This window comes from Sulfitobacter sp. 1A12056 (assembly GCF_043558125.1).
GTDB lineage: Bacteria > Pseudomonadota > Alphaproteobacteria > Rhodobacterales > Rhodobacteraceae > Sulfitobacter > Sulfitobacter faviae.
This window is the reverse complement of record NZ_JBIFFY010000010.1, coordinates 44,402-61,315: the sequence shown is the minus strand read 5'-3', so window position 1 is coordinate 61,315 and position 16,914 is coordinate 44,402. Positions and strand designations below refer to the sequence as shown.

The following is a 16,914-nucleotide window of genomic DNA, read 5'->3' as shown; positions in this document are numbered from 1 at the left end:
CCCTCGGGCGGTGTCAGCCTTTTTGGCCGATGCGCGATTCCGTGCCTGCGCGGATCCGGCGGATATTGTCGCGATGCCGCCAAAAGATCAGCAAAGTCAGGGCGATGCCCAAAAGCAGCATTTCCCCGTAGCCAAGGAAGACCAGCAGGAAGGTCGAGCTTGCTGCCGCCGCCAGTGCGGAAAGCGACGAAATGCGCGAGAGTGCCGCCGTCGCCAGCCAGACCGCACAGCAGGCCAGCCCGACGGGCCAAGCGAGCGCCAGCATGAGGCCCAGAAAGGTCGCCACACCCTTGCCGCCGCGAAAGCCCAGCCAGACCGGGTAGCAATGGCCGATCATCGCACCAAGCGCCGCCGCCTGCGCCGCATCTTCGCCCGCGAAGGCGCGGGCCAGCAGCACCGCCACGGCCCCCTTGGCCCCGTCCAGCAGCAGGGTCAGCGCCGCCGCCTTCTTGTTGCCGGTGCGCAGCACGTTGGTCGCGCCGATATTGCCCGATCCAATGCTGCGCAGATTGCCCAGCCCCATCAGCCGTGCCAGCAACATGCCAAAGGCGATGGAGCCGATGACATAGCCTGCCAGCGCCCAGAAGAGGATCAATTCAACGGAAGTCTCGATTGGGGGCATCAATTCGCCTCGTAAACGCAGGAGCCTGCTACATAAGTTGCCACGACCTTACCCTGCATCCGCATCCCATCAAAGGGTGTGTTGCGGGATTTCGACCGCAGCGTCGCGCGGTCCAACACGAAGGGCGCGTCGGGGTTGAACAGCACCATATCCGCAGGCGCCCCCACGGCGATCCGCCCGCCGGGCAGGCCGAGGCGTTTGGCCGGGTTCAGCGACAGCGCGCGCCAGAGCGTGGGCAGGTCCATCATCTCGGCATGGACCAGACGCATCGCGGCGGGCAGCAGCGTCTCCAGCCCCACCGCGCCGCTGGCGGCCTCCTCGAAGGGCAGGCGTTTGCTCTCTTCGTCCTGCGGGGTGTGCATGGAACAGATGATGTCGATCAGGCCGCTGGCCACGGCTTCGACCACGGCAAGGCGGTCTTCCTCATCACGCAGCGGCGGCTTCACCTTGAAGAAGGTGCGGTAGTCGGCCACGTCGAGTGCGTTCAGCGTGAGGTGGTGAATGCCGACACCGGCGGTGATGTCGAGCCCGTTGCGCTTGGCGCGTTCCAGCGCGGGCAGGGCGCGGGCGGTGGTGATCTGATCCGCGTGATACCGCGCCCCGGTCATCTCAATGAGGGCGATGTCACGGTCCAGCCCCATCCGCTCGGCCATGGGCGAGACGGCAGGCAAGCCGCGCAGTGAGGCGAACTTGCCAGAGGTGACGGTCGCCCCCTTGCTCAGCCCCGGATCCTGTGGGTGGGCGATGACCAGCGCTCCGAGGCTGCGGGCATAAGTGAGCGCGCGGGAGAAGACCTTGGTATCCGTCACCACGCGGTCGCAATCGGTAAAGGCGGCGGCCCCGGCGTCCATCAGAAAACCGATCTCGGTCATCTCGCGCCCTTCGCGGCCTTTGGTGAGCGCGGCCATCGGGACCACATTCACCGGGGCGGCTTCATTGGCGCGGCGGGTGACAAATTCCAGCGTCTCGGGGCTGTCGATGGCCGGATCGGTGTCCGGGCGCGTGACCATGGTGGTCACCCCGCCCGCTGCTGCCGCCAACCCGGCAGAACGGTAGCTTTCCTTGTGCCGCTCGCCCGGTTCGCAAACTTTGACGCCGATGTCGACGATACCGGGGGCGAGGATATGGCCGCCGCAATCGACCAGTTCCGCGCCCTCGGGCGCTGTGGCCTCATCGGCCAGCACCTCGGCAATCACCCCGTTGCGCACCAGAACCGCAGCAGGCTCAAGCGTGCCAGCCTGAGGGTCGAGAAGGCGCAGATTGGTGAAGAACTGGGTCATGGGCGGGCCTTTGGTGCGATAGCGGATGCGCCGCTGTCATGCCCCAAATCGCCCCCCAAACCAAGCGGTCTTTTGGGCGCGGGCGCGGCGCACGCGCCGCTAGCCGCCAATCCAAATCATCAGCCCGACCACGCCAAAGGCCACCAAAAGGGCGACCATGGCGATACGGCCAGACATTTTCGGATCGTGTTCAGGTTCTTGCATGGGCCAGATGTAGCCCGCCAGCACCAAGGGTGCCAGCGGTTTTCGCGCTTAGGCCAGCAGCCACCAGATGATGAGCAGGATCAGCACGGCCACTGCGACGATCACCATGGTCTTGCCGCCGCCGCCCTTGGCGGGCTCGGAAGGGGCGACGCGGGGGATGCCGGTGTAGGGCTGGGCGGCTTCGGCCTCCATCGCCTGCACCGGCGTGTCGGGGCCGCCTTCGGTATAGGTGCCGATATGGGTCAGCGCCGGGATCGGAGCCAGTTGCAGCGACTGCCCGGCAAAGGCGCGGGAGTAGACGATCATCACCCAACCATCGAGCGCGGCAAGCTTGCTGCGGTCCGTCTCGATCTGGTCGGGGTTCACGCCATTGCCGTCGCGCAGATAGCCCGCAAGCCCCAGTTGATCGAGGTCGGCCACCCGGAAGACCTCTGTATAGGCTGCGTCGATCCGATCGACCCCGAGGGCCGCGGCCTGTGCGGTCTCATCATCGCGCATCGCCCGCGCCTCGGCATCCGAGAGCGAGAGGGCATAGACGCGAACCTTGCCAGCTTCTTGCGGGGCGACTTCTGTATGGGGCATGACGGCTTCCTTTGACTGTTCTCAGGAAAACGCCGCTTGGCCCGTCGGGGTTCCGGTCAGGCCGCGCCGGGTTGGGCGGCGATGTGGTTGCGCGCCAGCAGGTCCATCGCGGCCATGCGCACGGCGACGCCCATCTCGACCTGATCCTGAATGACGGAACGGTTGATGTCGTCGGCCAAAGTGCCGTCAATCTCCACCCCGCGGTTCATCGGGCCGGGGTGCATGACGATGGCGTCGGGGCTGGCATGGGCGAGCTTTTCGGCATCCAGCCCATAGCGGTGGTAATACTCGCGCTCCGACGGGATAAAGCCGCCATCCATCCGCTCTTTCTGAAGCCGCAGCATCATCACCACATCGACACCTTCGAGCCCCTTTTTCATATCGTCGAAGACCTCGACCCCAAACTGGTCGATCTGGCTGGGCATCAGGGTCGGCGGGCCGACAAGGCGGATGCGGTTTTCCATCTTGCCCAAAAGCAGGATGTTCGACCGTGCCACGCGGCTGTGAGCGATGTCACCGCAGATCGCGATGCTGAGCCGGTGCAGCCGCCCCTTGGCGCGGCGGATCGTCAGCGCGTCCAAGAGCGCCTGCGTGGGGTGCTCGTGCCGCCCGTCGCCCGCGTTGAGCACGGCGCAGTTCACCTTTTGGGCCAGCAGGTCCACCGCGCCCGATTGCGGATGGCGCACGACCAGCAGATCGGGGTGCATGGCATTCAGCGTCATCGCCGTGTCGATCAGCGTCTCACCCTTTTTGATCGAACTGGCCTGCATCGCCATATTCATCACATCCGCGCCAAGGCGTTTGCCCGCGATCTCGAAACTCGCCTGCGTGCGGGTGGAGTTCTCAAAGAACATGTTGATCTGGGTCAGCCCGCGCAGCGCGTCGGAATGTTTGTTCGGCTGGCGGTTCCGGTCGGCATAGGTGTCGGCCAAGTCCAGAAGGGTGGTAATGTCGGATTGCGAGAGCTGCTCGATGCCAAGCAGGTGGCGATGGGCGAATGACATGGTGGCGATCCCTTCTGCTGTTGCCGCCTTATAGGCGCGGGGGGCTTGGCGCGTAAAGCGCAGCGATAGGGCATTTCGCCCCCCGTCCTCAGGGCGTAAGCTGCGGGTCATGGAATCATTCGATTATCATCAGGCGGCAGAGATGCTGGCGTGGCAGGTCGAGCTTGGCGCGACCGAGGCGATCTGCGATGCGCCGGTCAACCGCTATGAGGTGCCCGCAAGCCCGCCCAAGGCCAGCGCCAAGGCGACCAAGGGGCCGCAGCCCCTGCAAGCGGCAGAGACGCCCGACCCCGTGGCACTGGCCCGCCGCGCCGCGCAGGGTGCTCAGAGCTTGGAAGAGCTTCGCGCCGCGATCCAAGGGTTCGAGCATTGCGAGCTGCACAAGGGCGCGCGCAATCTGGTCTTTGCCGATGGGGTGCCTGGCGCGCCGTTGATGATCTTCGGCGAATCCCCCGACCGCGACGAAGACCGCGCGGGCAAGCCTTTCGTGGGGCGCGTGGGCCAAATGCTCGATCGGATGCTGGCGGCGATCGACATGGGGCGCGACCGCAATGTCTATCTGTCGAATATCCTGCCGTGGCGGACGCCGCAGGGGCGCGACCCGAAGCCAGATGAGATCGCGATGATGCGCCCCTTTGTGCAGCGTCATATCGAATTGGCCAAGCCCAAGGTGTTGGTGCTCTTTGGCAATTGGTCTTGCCAGTCGCTTTTGGAGAAACGCAGCATCATGCGCCTGCGCGGCAATTGGACCAAGGCCGCCGATCTTTCTTGCATGCCGATGGTGCATCCCGGCTACCTGCTGCGCAATCCCGAGGCCAAGCGCGAGGCTTGGGCCGATCTGCTCAGCGTTCAGGCAAAGCTGCGCGATGGTTGATGCGCTGACCCTTCTGGCCTTCGTGCCCGCCGCCTTGGCGCTGAACCTCACGCCGGGGGCGGATATGATGTTCTGCCTCGGGCAGGGGCTGCGTTCAGGCCCGCGCGCCGCATTGGCGGCAAGCGCGGGGATCTCGGCAGGCGTGCTGGTGCATGTGGCTTTGGCCGGGTTGGGGCTGGGCGCGGTCGTCGCGGCCCTGCCTTGGGCGCTGGACATGATCCGCTGGCTCGGCGTGGCCTATTTGCTGTGGCTTGCGGTGCAAACGCTGCGGCAGGCTGGAAAGCCGCGCGATACGACGCCCGGCATGGGCGGTTGGCGCGCTTTCAACACCGGTTTCGCCGTCAATCTGACGAACCCCAAGGTGATCCTTTTCGTGCTGGCCTTCCTGCCGCAATTCGTTGTGCCCGAGGCCGGGCCGGTCTTGGCGCAGTTCTTGACCTTTGGTGCGGTGCTGGCACTGGGCGGCTTTGGTATCAACGGCGCGGTGGGGGTCTTTGCCGCCGGGATCGGGCGGCGGCTGGCGGGCGGTGGGCGGCTGCTCGGCTGGATCAGCAGCGGTATTTTCGTGGCTTTGGCCGCGCGTTTGGCAATGATGGAGCGGACATGAGCAGGATCGATGACAGCCGGGAGTTCATCCCCGTAAGAATCGCTGTGCTGACCGTTTCGGACAGCCGCAGCTTGGCCGAAGACCGCTCGGGCGATGTATTGGTCGCGCGGATTGAAGCGGCGGGCCATGTGCTGGCCGCCCGCGAGATCGTGACCGACGACCGCCCCGCCATCGCGGCGCAACTCCGCGACTGGTGCGCGGACCCTGAGATCGACGTGGTGATCAGCACCGGCGGCACCGGCCTCACCGGGCGCGATGTGACGGTCGAAGCGCACCGCGATGTCTATGAGAAAGAGATCGACGCCTTTGGCACGGTTTTCACCATGATCTCAATGGACAAGATCGGCACCAGCGCGGTGCAAAGCCGCGCGACGGGCGGCGTAGCGCAGGGGACGTATCTGTTCGCGCTGCCGGGCAGTCCGGGTGCCTGTAAAGATGCGTGGGACGGCATCCTGCTGAAACAGTTGGACTACCGCCACATGCCCTGCAACTTCGTTGAGATCATGCCGCGGCTGGACGAGCATCAGCGCCGCAAGTAGCGCGCAGGTTTAGCCAGAGCTGCAGCCCGTCACCTCGACCGCGTGGTTCTTGCCAATCACCGTGATCCGAATGGCGGAACGGTCGAGCGCCAGCGCGGTGCCATTCTCGGCGATCATCTCACCGCTGGCGACAAGCGTATTGCCCGACCGCTGGCTTACGGTCTCGCTCATCCACATGTTGGGATTGCCGGGTTCGATCACCACGGTCTCCTTACCCCCGGCAGAGGGCAGGGCTAGCCGGGTTTCGATCTCCAGCCCCCGCGCGGTGGGGCGCAGACTACAATGGGCGCTTTTCAGACCAGCTTCGGCCCCGGAATAGGGCCGCGCGGCAAAGGCGGCGGCGATGGCCGGGGTGGGCTTGCTGTCGCGGGTGTCGAGCAGGGCGCGCAGGTGGATGGTCTGTGGCAGGCAGATGTCGCTGCAGACGCCAAGGTCGATGCTGGTGTCTAATGTCACCGGCGCACCCGGGCGGCGCGGGGTGATGGTCAGCGGCAAGATCACCTCGCGGGCATAGCCGATGGAGTTCACCCCGCTTTGGTCAAAGACCTTGGGCGCGGGCCATGTGATCTGCACATCGCGCAGGTTGTCCGAGCCGGACCAATCGAACTCCGGCGGGATGCCCGCGTCACCGGGACTGCGCCAATAGGTCTTCCAACCCGGTGCCATACGCAGCCGGATCGCCGCCACCCGCCGCCCATCGCTTTGTTGCCAACCAGTGAGCAGATCACCCTGCAAGGGCGTGCCGACAGCATCCTGCGCCGCGGCGGGCAGGGCGAGGGCGAGACAGGAGAGAAGGGCGGAAAAGAAGCGCGATATGGTCATGCGGACTTGATGCGGTATCCTTTCGCGCCTGCCAAGTCACATTTGCATCATCCATGTTTCGCCGATGCGGCGAGCGGTGGGGCGCCTCTCTTGTTTTGTGGGGCGCAAGCGGCCATGTTCAAAGAAAGGTTACCTTCAGGAGGTGGGCGTTGACGGGGCAGACGATGGAACTGACAAGCAAGCTGCTGGTCGCGATGCCGGGCATGGGCGATCCGCGTTTCGCGCATTCGGTGATCTATCTTTCCGCGCATTCCGAACAGGGGGCGATGGGGTTGATCGTCAACAAACCCGCCCCGGAACTGCGCCTGTCGGATGTGCTGGATCAACTGGTCGAAGACACACCGCCGCAGGCCAAATCGCTGGCCGTGCATTTCGGCGGGCCGGTCGAGACGGGGCGCGGCTTTGTGCTGCATTCCGACGAATACCGCTCGGCCATTGAGACGCTGCGCGTGGGCGATGGCATCGCCCTGACCACCACCCGTGACATCCTCGAAGACATCGCCACCGGCAAGGGCCCGGCGCAGGCGCAGTTGATGCTGGGCTATGCAGGCTGGGGGCCGGGGCAGTTGGAGGGCGAGATCGCCCAGAACGGATGGCTGACCTGCGAAGCCTCGCCCCAGGTGATCTTCGACCTGCCGGATACCGAGAAATGGGGCGCGGCGCTCAAGACGCTGGGGATCGACCCCTTGGGGCTGTCGGCCTCAGCCGGGCACGCCTAACGCGGTGCTGCGGCGCGGGCCAATCGGTCGTTGATCGCGCGGCCCAGCCCGTGATCGGGGATCGGGGCCACGGCGATGGTCTGACCGGTGGCGTCCAACTGGTGCAGGTGGTCGAACAGTTTCGCCGCCGCCTCGGTTAGATCGCCGGAGGGGGAGAGGTTGAGGTCGCAGATCATCTCGCCAAACCCAAGCAGCACTTCACCCGGCCCCGCCGTTCGCGCATTCAGCCGCACCGCCGCGCCGGGCGCGTAATGCGAGGCGAGCTGCCCCGGCGCGATGATCTCGGCCCCATCGACAACGTCCAGCCTCTGGCCAAGTGCGGCCTCGATCGCCTCGCTCGGCAGGCCGCCTGCGCGCAGCAGAGCGGGGTGGGGGCCGGTCAGGCCGATGATCGTGCTTTCCAACCCAACGGGGCAGGCACCGTCGTCCAGCACCGCTGCGATCTTACCGTCGAGGCCCGCCCGCACATGATCCGCCGTGGTCGCGCTGATCTTGCCCGAGGGGTTGGCCGAGGGCGCGGCGACCGGACCGCCGAGCGCCTGCAAGACCTGCCGCATGGCGGAATGGGCGGGCACCCGCACCGCAAGGCTCGGCAGCCCCGCCGTGACCAGCGACGACAGCCCGCTGTCGGGTTTCAGCGGCAGGACCAGCGTGAGCGCGCCGGGCCAAAAGGTCTGCGCCAGCCGGTCGGCCTGCTCGGTCCAGTCGACATAGCGTTTGGCGGTGTCGATATCCGGCAGATGCACGATCAGCGGGTTGAAACTGGGTCGCCCCTTGGCGGCATAGATGCCCGCGACAGCCTCGCCATTGCGGGCATCCGCGCCCAGGCCGTAAACCGTCTCCGTCGGCAGGGCGACCAGCGCGCCGTCTTGCAGCAGGCGTGCCGCGCGGGCAATGCCTTGGGGCGTGGCGGTCAGGGTCTCGGTCGGCTGGGTCATCGGGTGTTTCGGCCTGTCGGATCATGCAGCATCCCGTGACGCCGCGTTTGGGTTGCGGGGGGCGGCCTGGCATTTCATGCTGGCGGCAACATAAACCAGCCTTTATCAGGGCCATGTCAGGCTTGCCAGAACAAGCGCGCCTTTCAGGAGGATATGATATGCCGTACCGCGCCGCCGTGGATGACTACCGTTTTCTGATCGAGGACGTGTTGGATTTCGCAACGCTTCGCAGCACCGACCGTTTCGCTGAGGCCAGTGAAGACGTCACCGGCGCGATCCTGTCAGAGGCCGGACGGCTTTGCGATGACGTGTTGGCGCCGCTGCAACGGGGCGGGGATTTGCACCCTGCCAAGCTGGAAAACGGCGTCGTGCGCACCTCTCCCGGATTTGCCGAAGGTTTCGCCGCGATTGCGGAAGGCGGCTGGATCGGCATGTCGGCGGACCCGGAGTTTGGCGGCATGGGCCTGCCGATGACCCTGACCAGCGCGGTCAACGAGATGATGAGCGGCGCTTGCCTGTCGCTGCAACTCGCCCCCCTGATGAGCCAAGGCCAGATCGAAGCGCTGGAGCACCATGCCTCGGACGCGATCAAGGAATTGTACCTGCCCAAACTGATCTCGGGCGAATGGACCGGCACGATGAACCTGACGGAGCCGCAGGCCGGTTCGGACGTAGGCGCGCTGAGCAGCCGGGCCGAAGACAATGGCGACGGGACTTATGCGGTCTCTGGTCAGAAGATCTACATTTCTTGGGGCGACAATGATTTTGCAGGCAATGTCTGCCATCTGGTTCTTGCGCGACTGCCGGGTGCACCTGCGGGGACCAAGGGGATCAGCCTCTTCCTTGTCCCGAAATTCATCCCTGACGAGAATGGCGAGCCGGGCCAGCGCAATGGCGTGAATGTGGTCAGCCTGGAGCATAAGATGGGCCTGCACGGCTCGCCCACCGCGGTGATGCAATATGACAAGGCCACCGGCTGGCTGGTGGGCCGCGAGGGCGGCGGTATGGCGGCGATGTTCACCATGATGAACAACGCGCGCCTTGGTGTCGGCGAACAGGGCATCGGTGCGGCCGAAGGGGCCTATCAACTGGCGCTGGACTACGCGCTGGAGCGCAAGCAGGGCCGTTCCCCGGTCGAGGGCGGCACCGGCACCATCGTGGATCACGCCGATGTGCGCCGGATGCTTTTGAGCATGAAGGCCGATATCTTTGCCTCCCGCGCGATTGCGCTGAGCTGTGCCTATGCCAGTGATATGGCGCGCGCCGGGCAGGGGGATGAATGGGCTGCCCGGGCCGCGTTCCTCACCCCGATCACCAAGGCATTCGGCACCGATGTGGGCATAGGCGTCGCCGAGATGGGTGTGCAGATGCATGGCGGCATGGGCTTTATCGAAGAAACCGGCGCGGCGCAGTTCAGCCGCGATGTGCGCGTGACCGCGATCTACGAGGGCACCAACGGCATTCAGGCGATGGACCTTGTGGGCCGCAAGATGATGGACGGCGGCGAGGCGGCGAACCGGCTCTTGGATGAGATCGAAGCTCATGCCGAATCCGCCCGCGGCCCTTTCCCGCGCATGGCCGATGCGGTCTGGCAGGCGAGCGAGACCCTGCGCGAGGCGACCGAGTGGATGACCGCGCAGAAGGACATGAACGCCCGTTTCGCCGGTGCCGTCCCCTATCTGCGCGCCTTCGCCCGCGTGATGGGCGGGCATCTGCATCTGCAAGCCGCCATGGCCGAGAAGGCCGCCGGCGCAGGCGATGCGCGGGCCAAGCTGGCGCGGTTCTATATCCAACGTCTCTTGCCCGAGCATCAGGGCCTGCTGGCCCATGCGCAGGCCGGGGCGGAAGACCTCTATGCGCTTGATGTCGAAGACCTGAGAAGCTGATGACAGAGCAGGCCACCCTCTCCACCGCTTCGCCAAAAACGCCCAAGGGGCTGCGCTATCCTTGGGAGGTGCCGCCCGCCGAGGGGGAGGCGATCGAGGTGGCGCCGGGGGTGCTTTGGTTCCGCCTGCCGCTGCCGATGAAGCTCGATCACGTCAACGTCTATGCCTTGGACGAGGGCGATAGCTGGACGGTGATCGACACGGGCTTTGCCTCGCGCCGGGCCAAGGAAATTTGGCGCGGGCTGATGACAGGGCCGCTTGGCGGCAAGCCGATCTCGCGCGTGGTCGTCACCCATCACCACCCCGATCACGTTGGCCTTGCCGGGTGGTTGCAGACCGAATTCGGGGCGGAACTGGTCACCACACGCACGGCATGGCTGACGGCGCGGATGCTGACGTTGGATGTTCAGGAGGTGCCGGTCGCCGAAGCCCTCGCGTTCTACCGCAAGGCGGGGATGGCAGCGGCGCTCTATGACAAACGCGCCAACGAACGGCCTTTCAATTTCGCCGATGTGGTGGCCCCACTGCCGCTGGGGTTCACGCGGATCCGGCAGGGCGATGTAATCCGCATGGGCGGGCGCGATTGGGAGGTGCATATCGGCAATGGCCACGCCCCCGAACACGCGACCTTTTGGAGCCGTGACGACAATCTGGTGATCGCGGGGGATCAGATCCTGCCCTCCATCAGCCCCAACATCGGCGTCTACCCGACCGAGCCGATGGCCGACCCCATCGGCGAATGGCTGGAGGCTTGCGAGAGTTTCGTCCCCTTGGCGCGGGAGGATCATCTGGTGCTTGGCGGGCACAAGCTGCCCTTCACCGGCCTGCCGACGCGGCTAAAGCAACTGATTGAGAACCACCACAGCGCCCTGCGCAGGCTTCTGGCCTATATCGACACGCCGAAATCGGCCTCGGAATGTTTCGCGCCGCTGTTTAAGCGCAGCATCGGCGAGGCGGAATATGGCCTCGCGCTGGTTGAAGCCGTCGCCCATCTGAGCCACCTTTACCAAGCCGGAGAGGCCACGCGCAGCTTGCGCGCGGCGGATGGCGCATGGGTGTATCAGCGCAAGGGGTGAGCGATGGGCGATGAGGTGAAAACGGCAGCCGAGGCCTATGAGGCTGCGGCATTACCGCGCATGCATGAGGTGCATACGGGCACCGATCAGCCCAAGTCGGGCGATCAACCCCTGCCCAAATCGGTGACCGACAAGCCGGTGAAACAGAAATCCCCCGCGCAATGGGCCTATGAGCGGGTCGTGCTCTACCTCAAGAATTTCGAGGAAAAGCTCGACAACGACCACGAGGCGGCGATCGGCTTTGCCGGGGGCGATGCCGGGGTGCTGCGGATCGAAGGCATGGGGTATTTCGACCCCGATATCATCACCTTTTACGGCGTCGATCCGGCAGGGGCGCGGGCTCAACTGGTGCAGCATGTGGGGCAGTTGAACGTGATGCTGCGGGCCCTGCCGAAAAAGGTGCCCGATGCCGCGCCGCAACGGATCGGCTTTCGACTGGTTGCCGATCTGGAAGACGACGAAACCTGAGAGACTCTATAACGTGCGGGGAAGTGTAAGATTCCCCTATAGCGCGTGGTTCTGCGCAAAGCTAGTATGGTTTTCTGCGCATCAATCCCCCGTGACAGGGTGATGCGAATAGGTTAATCAGCGCCAACAAATTGTCTTAGGGAGACGAAAATGGCTGAACATGAACACGGCAGCATGAATTACGAAGAGCAGCAAAAGACCTTTGACGGATTCATGTCCTTCGTGACACGCGGCACCGTTGTCATCCTCGCGATCCTTGTTCTGTTGGCGATCTTTGCCGGTTGATCACGTCCTATCCCTAGGCGCGAGGGTAACGGTTTGAGAACTCTCTTAGCGTCGATTGCACTTATTGGCGTTCTGGCTGGCTGTTCGGTGGATCAAAGCCCCGATAGCCCGCCCGACGTTGTGGCGCGTGCAGCCTACCGCGCGCCCGAGCCGCCGTCCCTCACATTGATGACCATGGTGAACAACCGCACCGGCAGCGGCGGCCATAGCGCGCTGATGGTGAACGGCTCGCAGCGGGTGATCTTTGACCCCGCGGGGTCGTTTCGGGATGCGCGGATGGCCGAGCGGGGCGATGTGCTCTACGGGGTGACGCCTGCCTGGTTGCAAGCCTATAAATCCGCCCATGCGCGCAGCACCTTTCATGTGGTCAGTCAGGAAATCCCCGTCAGCCCCGGGGTGGCCGAACGCGCGCTTGAACTGGTGACCGCCCATGGCGCGGTGCCCGGTGCCTTTTGCGCCAATGCCACCAGCGGCATTCTCAGCCAGTTGCCGGGGTTTCAAAGCATTGGGTCGACCTACTATCCCGTCAAGCTGCAAGAGCGGTTCGAGGCCCTGCCGGGCGTCACCACGACAAAATATTACGAAGACGATGAGGGCGATGTGATCGACGCCCTGCGCGCGGCGCAACTGGCCCAACAGTAGCGCCCGCGCTTACCCCACCAGATAGAGCATCCCATAAAGCGCCGCGGCCCCCGACAGGATCGCGGCGAGGACGTTCTTGGTCACCAGCCCCACGCCCAATGTCACCGCCGCCGCGGTAACGCGCGGCAGATCGAATTGCCCCCCGGTGGCCGAAGGCCAGATCACCTGCGGAGCCACCAGCGCGGGCAGAATCGCCACAGCGGTATAGCGCAGATGCCGCAAAAGCCATGCGGGCATCTGTTTGTTGCCGACCAATCCGGTAAAGACAAAGCGCAGGAAAAAGCTGCCCAGCCCGAGGCCGATGATCACGACCCAAAGTGCGGTTCTATCGATCATCATGCCATGCTCCCCGGTTTGCGCCGTTCCATCCACGCCTCGACCTGCGCGCCGGTGATCATGCCCGCGAGCCCCGCGATGATCAGCCCAAGCGCATAGGGCACCTCGACGGCGAAAAGGCTCACGACCACCGCCACGACCGCCGCCGCCACATGGGCCAGCGTGCGGAACATCGGCGCGATCATGGCAAGGAAGGTGATCGGGATGGCGAAGTCCAGCGCCCAGCTATCCGGCACGCTGGAGCCGACCATCGCGCCGATCAGCGTGAAGATATACCAAAGCGGCACCACCGGCGTCACGGTCCCAAAGAAATAGGCCATGCGCTGCGGCACCGTCATCTGAGGGTCGCGCTCATATTGCGTCATCGCGGCGACATAGGATTGATCGACCGTCATATAGGCCGCCAGCGCCCGCTGCCACAGTGGCGCGCCGCCGATCCACGGGGTGAGAGAGGCCGAATACATCGCCATGCGCAGGTTCACCGCCAGTGCAGAGGCGAGGATGATCGCCGTGGGCACGTCTTCTTGCAGCAGTTGCAGCGCCGTGAACTGCGCGGCCCCGGCGATCACCACGATCGAAAAGGTCAGCGTTTCGAACACGTTCAACCCGGCCTCGGTCGCCAATAGGCCAAAGAGCGAGGCGAAGGGGATGATCACCAGCACGAAGGGCAGCGCGTCGACGATCCCTTTGCGATAGGCGGATTTGGTGGTGGTGATGGCCATGGCGAACTCTTAAATATAATGTCAAAGGCTTAGACCTAACCGCAGGGGGATACAATTGGCCCGAGACAATGAACTTAGCAATTATCTGATCGCCCCGGATCCGACTGCTGTTCGGCTGACGCGCAGCGTCTCTGGCGTGGATCACACCGGGGCCGAGGTGGCGATCAATGTGGTCGAAGAGCGCCCCCTGACGATATTCCTCAACCGGCAAGAGATCGTGACCGCCATGACCATTGGCGATTACCCAGCCTATCTGGCGCTTGGGTTTCTGCGCAATCAGGGGATGCTGCGCCCGGACGAAGAGATCACCGGTGTCGATTACGACGAAGAGCTTGAGACCGTCGTCGTCCGCACCAAACGGGCCACCGATTACGAAGACAAGATGCAGCGCAAGACCCGCACCAGCGGCTGCGCCGTGGGCACCGTCTTTGGCGATATGATGGAGGGGCTAGCGGAGGTGAGCTTGCCCGATACGCCGGTGCGCACCTCGGACCTCTATGCGCTGGCGGCCAAGATCAACCGCACGCCGAGCCTCTATCTGGAGGCCGGGGCGATCCACGGCACGGTGCTTTGCCAAGGCGACCGGCCTTTGGTCTATATGGAGGATGTGGGCCGTCACAACGCGGTCGACAAAATCGCGGGTTGGATGCTTTCCGAAGGGGTCGGGGCCGAGGATAAGGTGCTTTATACCACCGGGCGGCTGACCTCTGAGATGGTGATCAAGACGGCGATGATGGGCATTCCGGTGCTGGCGTCCCGCTCGGGCTTTACCGCTTGGGGGGTGGAGATCGCCCAGCAGGTGAACCTGACCCTGATTGGGCGGATGCGCGGGCAGCGCTTTACCTGTCTGGCCGGGGAGGGGCGGTTGATCCGCGATGCGGATCCGGCCAGCGTGGCCGAAGAGCCGCGCAAAAGCGGGCGCAAGGGCGCGAAGGAATAAAGCGATGAAACAACCACTTGGCGTCATTCTGGCGGGCGGGCAGGCGACTCGTATGGGCGGCGGTGACAAGGGCTTGCTGCCGCTGGGGCAGGGCACGCTGCTATCCTCGGTGATCGACCGGCTGGAGCCGCAGGTCGCGGGACTTGCGCTCAATGCCAATGGCGATGCGGTGCGCTTTGCGGATCTGGGCCTGCCGGTGCTGGCGGATAGTATCGAGGGTTTCGCCGGGCCGCTTGCGGGCGTGCTGGCCGGGCTCGACTGGGCCGCCGAACAGGGGGCCGATACGATTGTGACCGCCGCTGCCGATACGCCTTTCTTCCCCTGTGATCTGGTTCCCCGTCTGCTACTCGCCGCTGATGATATGGCCCATCCGCTCGCCTTGGCCGCGACGCCGGATGCCAAACGCGGCACGGCGCGGCATCCGACCTTTGGCCTCTGGCCCGTGGCGCTGCGCGACGATCTGCGCAGCGCTTTGGCGGGCGGGCTGCGCAAGGTGGTGCTCTGGACCGAACAGCACGATGGGCGCGAGGCGCTGTTCCCCGATGAGGCCGCTTTCTTCAACGTGAACACGCCCGAGGATTTGGCGAAAGCAGAGGCGATGGCATGAGGGTTTACGGTGTCGTCGGTTGGAAGAACGCGGGCAAGACCGGATTGATGGAGCGGTTGGTGGCCGAGATCACCGGGCGCGGCTTCACCGTCTCGACCGTCAAACATGCGCATCACACTTTCGACGTGGACCACCCCGGCAAGGACAGCCACCGCCACCGCGTCGCGGGCGCGCGCGAGGTGCTGCTGGCCTCCGGCGCGCGCTTTGCCTTGATGCATGAGTTGCGCGGGGCCGAAGAGCCACCGCTCGACGCGCATCTGGCGCGGCTTTCGCCTGTCGATCTGGTGCTGATCGAAGGCTACAAACGCGATGGCCATCCCAAGGTCGAAGCGCACCGGGCCGAGACCGGAAACGCGCTGATCGCGCCGGATGACCCGACGGTGCGGGCGGTGGCCAGCGACGTGGCGCTTGAGATGGACCGGCCTGTTTTTGACCTGAACGACACCCGTGCGATTGCCGATTTCATCCTGCGCGAAGTGGGGCTGATCGCCGTCCCGGTGGCGCCCGTCAGCACCGCGCCGCCGCCCCTGCGCAACGACTGTTTTGCCCTGCCCCCCGGCGTCCATTGGACCCCGGTGAATGAAGCGCTGGACCTGCTGCGTGCGCGGCTTCACGCGGTGACAGGGGCCGAGCCATGCCCCGCCGCCGATGCCGGGGGACGCATCTTGGCCGAAGATGTGACCGCCATCCGCGCCAATCCGCCGCTGCCCAATACGGCGGTCGATGGCTATGGCTTTGCCGGAGGACGGGGCGAGGGGCTGCAGGAAATGCCGCTGGTGCCGGGCCGCGCGGCGGCGGGCGACCGCCCCGGTGCGGTGCCTGCGGGGCAAGCGATCCGTGTGCTGACCGGTGCGGCACTGCCCGAAGGCGTCGATACCGTCATTTTGCAAGAGGATGTGACCGCTGAGGAGGGCGTGCTGCGCTTTCACGGGCCGGTCAAACAGGGGGCCAACACCCGCAAGGCAGGGGAGGATGTGCAGGCGGGCGACGTGATCCTCGCCGCGGGCACGCGCATCGGCCCGGCGGAACTGGCGCTTCTGGCTGCCGCCGGGGTGGCGGAGGTGTCTTTGCGCAAAAGGCTCAAGGTCGGCGTGATCTCAACCGGGGACGAATTGGTCGAGATGGGCGCGGCGGCCCGCGACGGGCAGATTTACGACGCCAACCGCCCGATGCTTTTGCAACTTGCCACCGGTTTTGGCCATGAGGCGGTCGATCTGGGCCGCGTGGCCGACGACCGCGCCGCGCTGCGCGCGCGGCTTGACGCGGCGGCAGGGCAGGTCGATGTGATCCTCACCAGTGGCGGCGCATCGGCGGGGGACGAAGACCACGTCTCGGCCCTGCTGACCGAAGCGGGGGCGATGCAGCTTTGGCGGATCGCGGTGAAACCGGGGCGGCCCTTGGCGCTTGGAATGTGGCAGGGGGTGCCGGTCTTTGGCCTGCCGGGCAATCCGGTGGCGGCGATGGTCTGTTCGCTGATCTTCGCCCGGCCCGCCATGGCGCTGTTGGCCGGGGGCGGCTGGCAAGAGCCGCAGGGTTTCGACGTGCCTGCCGCCTTCGAGAAGCGCAAAAAGGCCGGGCGGCGGGAATACCTGCGCGCGCGGATGCGCGATGGCCGGGCCGAGGTCTTTGCCTCCGAAGGGTCGGGGCGCATCAGCGGGCTCAGTTGGGCCGAAGGGCTGGTCGAATTGGACGAGGCCGCCCGCGACATCGCGCCGGGCGATACCGTCCGTTTCATCCCCTACGGCAGTTTTACCGGCTAGG

At 65.3% G+C, this 16,914-nt stretch carries 20 protein-coding genes; 12 read left to right on the top strand and 8 right to left on the bottom strand.

The features are described from left to right. Positions 1-13: 13 nt before the first annotated feature. From plsY to ACGYLD_RS16020, 4 genes are all read right to left on the bottom strand, one after another. Positions 14-622, bottom strand: coding sequence for a glycerol-3-phosphate 1-O-acyltransferase PlsY (gene plsY, locus ACGYLD_RS16035; RefSeq protein ID WP_209218309.1), 609 nt, complete (start codon positions 620-622; stop codon positions 14-16). Further along, positions 622-1,902 carry a dihydroorotase gene (gene pyrC / locus ACGYLD_RS16030; protein WP_271693028.1) on the bottom strand — a complete coding sequence of 427 codons (1,281 nt, stop codon included), beginning with the start codon at positions 1,900-1,902 and terminating at the stop codon, positions 622-624. The genes plsY and pyrC overlap by 1 nt, the downstream gene beginning before the upstream one ends. 252 nt (positions 1,903-2,154) lie before the next feature. Further along, entirely contained in the window at positions 2,155-2,688 is a 534-nt protein-coding gene (locus ACGYLD_RS16025; RefSeq protein ID WP_271688208.1) for a hypothetical protein, read from the bottom strand. 56 nt (positions 2,689-2,744) lie between these two features. Then, positions 2,745-3,692 (bottom strand): aspartate carbamoyltransferase catalytic subunit, encoded by a 948-nt coding sequence (locus tag ACGYLD_RS16020; protein WP_067265620.1) that lies wholly within the window; start codon positions 3,690-3,692, stop codon positions 2,745-2,747. 109 nt (positions 3,693-3,801) lie between these two features. Here ACGYLD_RS16020 and ACGYLD_RS16015 point away from each other — a divergent pair, with 109 nt between their 5' ends. From ACGYLD_RS16015 to moaB, 3 genes are read left to right on the top strand one after another with little or no spacing between them, the layout of a single operon-like run. Further along, positions 3,802-4,566 (top strand): uracil-DNA glycosylase family protein, encoded by a 765-nt coding sequence (locus ACGYLD_RS16015; protein WP_394403199.1) that lies wholly within the window; start codon positions 3,802-3,804, stop codon positions 4,564-4,566. After that, positions 4,559-5,173 (top strand): LysE family translocator, encoded by a 615-nt coding sequence (locus tag ACGYLD_RS16010; RefSeq protein WP_394403197.1) that lies wholly within the window; start codon positions 4,559-4,561, stop codon positions 5,171-5,173. The genes ACGYLD_RS16015 and ACGYLD_RS16010 overlap by 8 nt, the downstream gene beginning before the upstream one ends. Continuing rightward, positions 5,170-5,712, top strand: coding sequence for a molybdenum cofactor biosynthesis protein B (moaB, locus tag ACGYLD_RS16005; protein ID WP_394403195.1), 543 nt, complete (start codon positions 5,170-5,172; stop codon positions 5,710-5,712). The genes ACGYLD_RS16010 and moaB overlap by 4 nt, the downstream gene beginning before the upstream one ends. A 9-nt stretch (positions 5,713-5,721) precedes the next feature. Here moaB and ACGYLD_RS16000 read toward each other — a convergent pair whose 3' ends face one another. Further along, complete coding sequence (locus tag ACGYLD_RS16000; protein ID WP_394403193.1) at positions 5,722-6,534, bottom strand: protein-disulfide reductase DsbD domain-containing protein; 813 nt, start codon at positions 6,532-6,534, stop codon at positions 5,722-5,724. Positions 6,535-6,698: 164 nt separating this feature from the next. Here ACGYLD_RS16000 and ACGYLD_RS15995 point away from each other — a divergent pair, with 164 nt between their 5' ends. Beyond that, the gene (locus ACGYLD_RS15995) at positions 6,699-7,253 is read left to right on the top strand and encodes a YqgE/AlgH family protein (protein ID WP_394403191.1); all 555 of its coding nucleotides are present in this window, start codon (positions 6,699-6,701) and stop codon (positions 7,251-7,253) included. On the opposite strand, the gene ACGYLD_RS15990 is transcribed toward ACGYLD_RS15995, so the two are convergent. Then, the gene (locus ACGYLD_RS15990; protein ID WP_271693033.1) at positions 7,250-8,191 is read right to left on the bottom strand and encodes an L-threonylcarbamoyladenylate synthase; all 942 of its coding nucleotides are present in this window, start codon (positions 8,189-8,191) and stop codon (positions 7,250-7,252) included. The genes ACGYLD_RS15995 and ACGYLD_RS15990 overlap by 4 nt on opposite strands. Positions 8,192-8,349: 158 nt before the next feature. On the opposite strand from ACGYLD_RS15990, the gene ACGYLD_RS15985 reads away from it, so the two are divergent. The 5 genes from ACGYLD_RS15985 to ACGYLD_RS15965 all read left to right on the top strand — a co-directional run bounded on the left by ACGYLD_RS15985 (position 8,350) and on the right by ACGYLD_RS15965 (position 12,548). Then, on the top strand, positions 8,350-10,077 hold the full coding sequence (locus ACGYLD_RS15985) for an acyl-CoA dehydrogenase (RefSeq protein WP_271693034.1): 1,728 nt from the start codon (positions 8,350-8,352) through the stop codon (positions 10,075-10,077). Further along, on the top strand, positions 10,077-11,153 hold the full coding sequence (locus ACGYLD_RS15980; RefSeq protein ID WP_271693035.1) for an MBL fold metallo-hydrolase: 1,077 nt from the start codon (positions 10,077-10,079) through the stop codon (positions 11,151-11,153). The genes ACGYLD_RS15985 and ACGYLD_RS15980 overlap by 1 nt, the downstream gene beginning before the upstream one ends. A gap of 3 nt (positions 11,154-11,156) precedes the next feature. Beyond that, the gene (locus ACGYLD_RS15975; protein ID WP_271688201.1) at positions 11,157-11,621 is read left to right on the top strand and encodes a DUF6173 family protein; all 465 of its coding nucleotides are present in this window, start codon (positions 11,157-11,159) and stop codon (positions 11,619-11,621) included. 150 nt (positions 11,622-11,771) lie between these two features. After that, on the top strand, positions 11,772-11,906 hold the full coding sequence (locus tag ACGYLD_RS15970) for an aa3-type cytochrome c oxidase subunit IV (protein WP_271693036.1): 135 nt from the start codon (positions 11,772-11,774) through the stop codon (positions 11,904-11,906). Between the two features lie 33 nt (positions 11,907-11,939). Continuing rightward, positions 11,940-12,548, top strand: coding sequence for a hypothetical protein (locus tag ACGYLD_RS15965; protein WP_271693037.1), 609 nt, complete (start codon positions 11,940-11,942; stop codon positions 12,546-12,548). A 9-nt stretch (positions 12,549-12,557) separates the two neighbouring features. Here ACGYLD_RS15965 and ACGYLD_RS15960 read toward each other — a convergent pair whose 3' ends face one another. Together ACGYLD_RS15960 and ACGYLD_RS15955 are read right to left on the bottom strand one after the other, a co-directional pair. Continuing rightward, positions 12,558-12,884, bottom strand: a complete 327-nt coding sequence (locus ACGYLD_RS15960; RefSeq protein WP_067265610.1) for an AzlD domain-containing protein — start codon at positions 12,882-12,884, stop codon at positions 12,558-12,560. Beyond that, positions 12,884-13,606 carry an AzlC family ABC transporter permease gene (locus ACGYLD_RS15955; protein WP_271693038.1) on the bottom strand — a complete coding sequence of 241 codons (723 nt, stop codon included), beginning with the start codon at positions 13,604-13,606 and terminating at the stop codon, positions 12,884-12,886. The genes ACGYLD_RS15960 and ACGYLD_RS15955 overlap by 1 nt, the downstream gene beginning before the upstream one ends. 55 nt (positions 13,607-13,661) lie before the next feature. Between ACGYLD_RS15955 and ACGYLD_RS15950 the strand changes: the two genes are divergently transcribed. Genes ACGYLD_RS15950 through ACGYLD_RS15940 form a run of 3 tightly spaced genes read left to right on the top strand, consistent with a single transcriptional unit; the run spans position 13,662 to position 16,913 of the window. Continuing rightward, positions 13,662-14,546, top strand: a complete 885-nt coding sequence (locus tag ACGYLD_RS15950) for a formate dehydrogenase accessory sulfurtransferase FdhD (protein ID WP_394403188.1) — start codon at positions 13,662-13,664, stop codon at positions 14,544-14,546. 4 nt (positions 14,547-14,550) lie between these two features. After that, positions 14,551-15,153 carry a molybdenum cofactor guanylyltransferase MobA gene (mobA, locus tag ACGYLD_RS15945; RefSeq protein ID WP_394403186.1) on the top strand — a complete coding sequence of 201 codons (603 nt, stop codon included), beginning with the start codon at positions 14,551-14,553 and terminating at the stop codon, positions 15,151-15,153. Continuing rightward, positions 15,150-16,913, top strand: a complete 1,764-nt coding sequence (locus ACGYLD_RS15940; protein ID WP_271693041.1) for a bifunctional molybdopterin-guanine dinucleotide biosynthesis adaptor protein MobB/molybdopterin molybdotransferase MoeA — start codon at positions 15,150-15,152, stop codon at positions 16,911-16,913. The genes mobA and ACGYLD_RS15940 overlap by 4 nt, the downstream gene beginning before the upstream one ends. Position 16,914 lies beyond the last annotated feature (1 nt).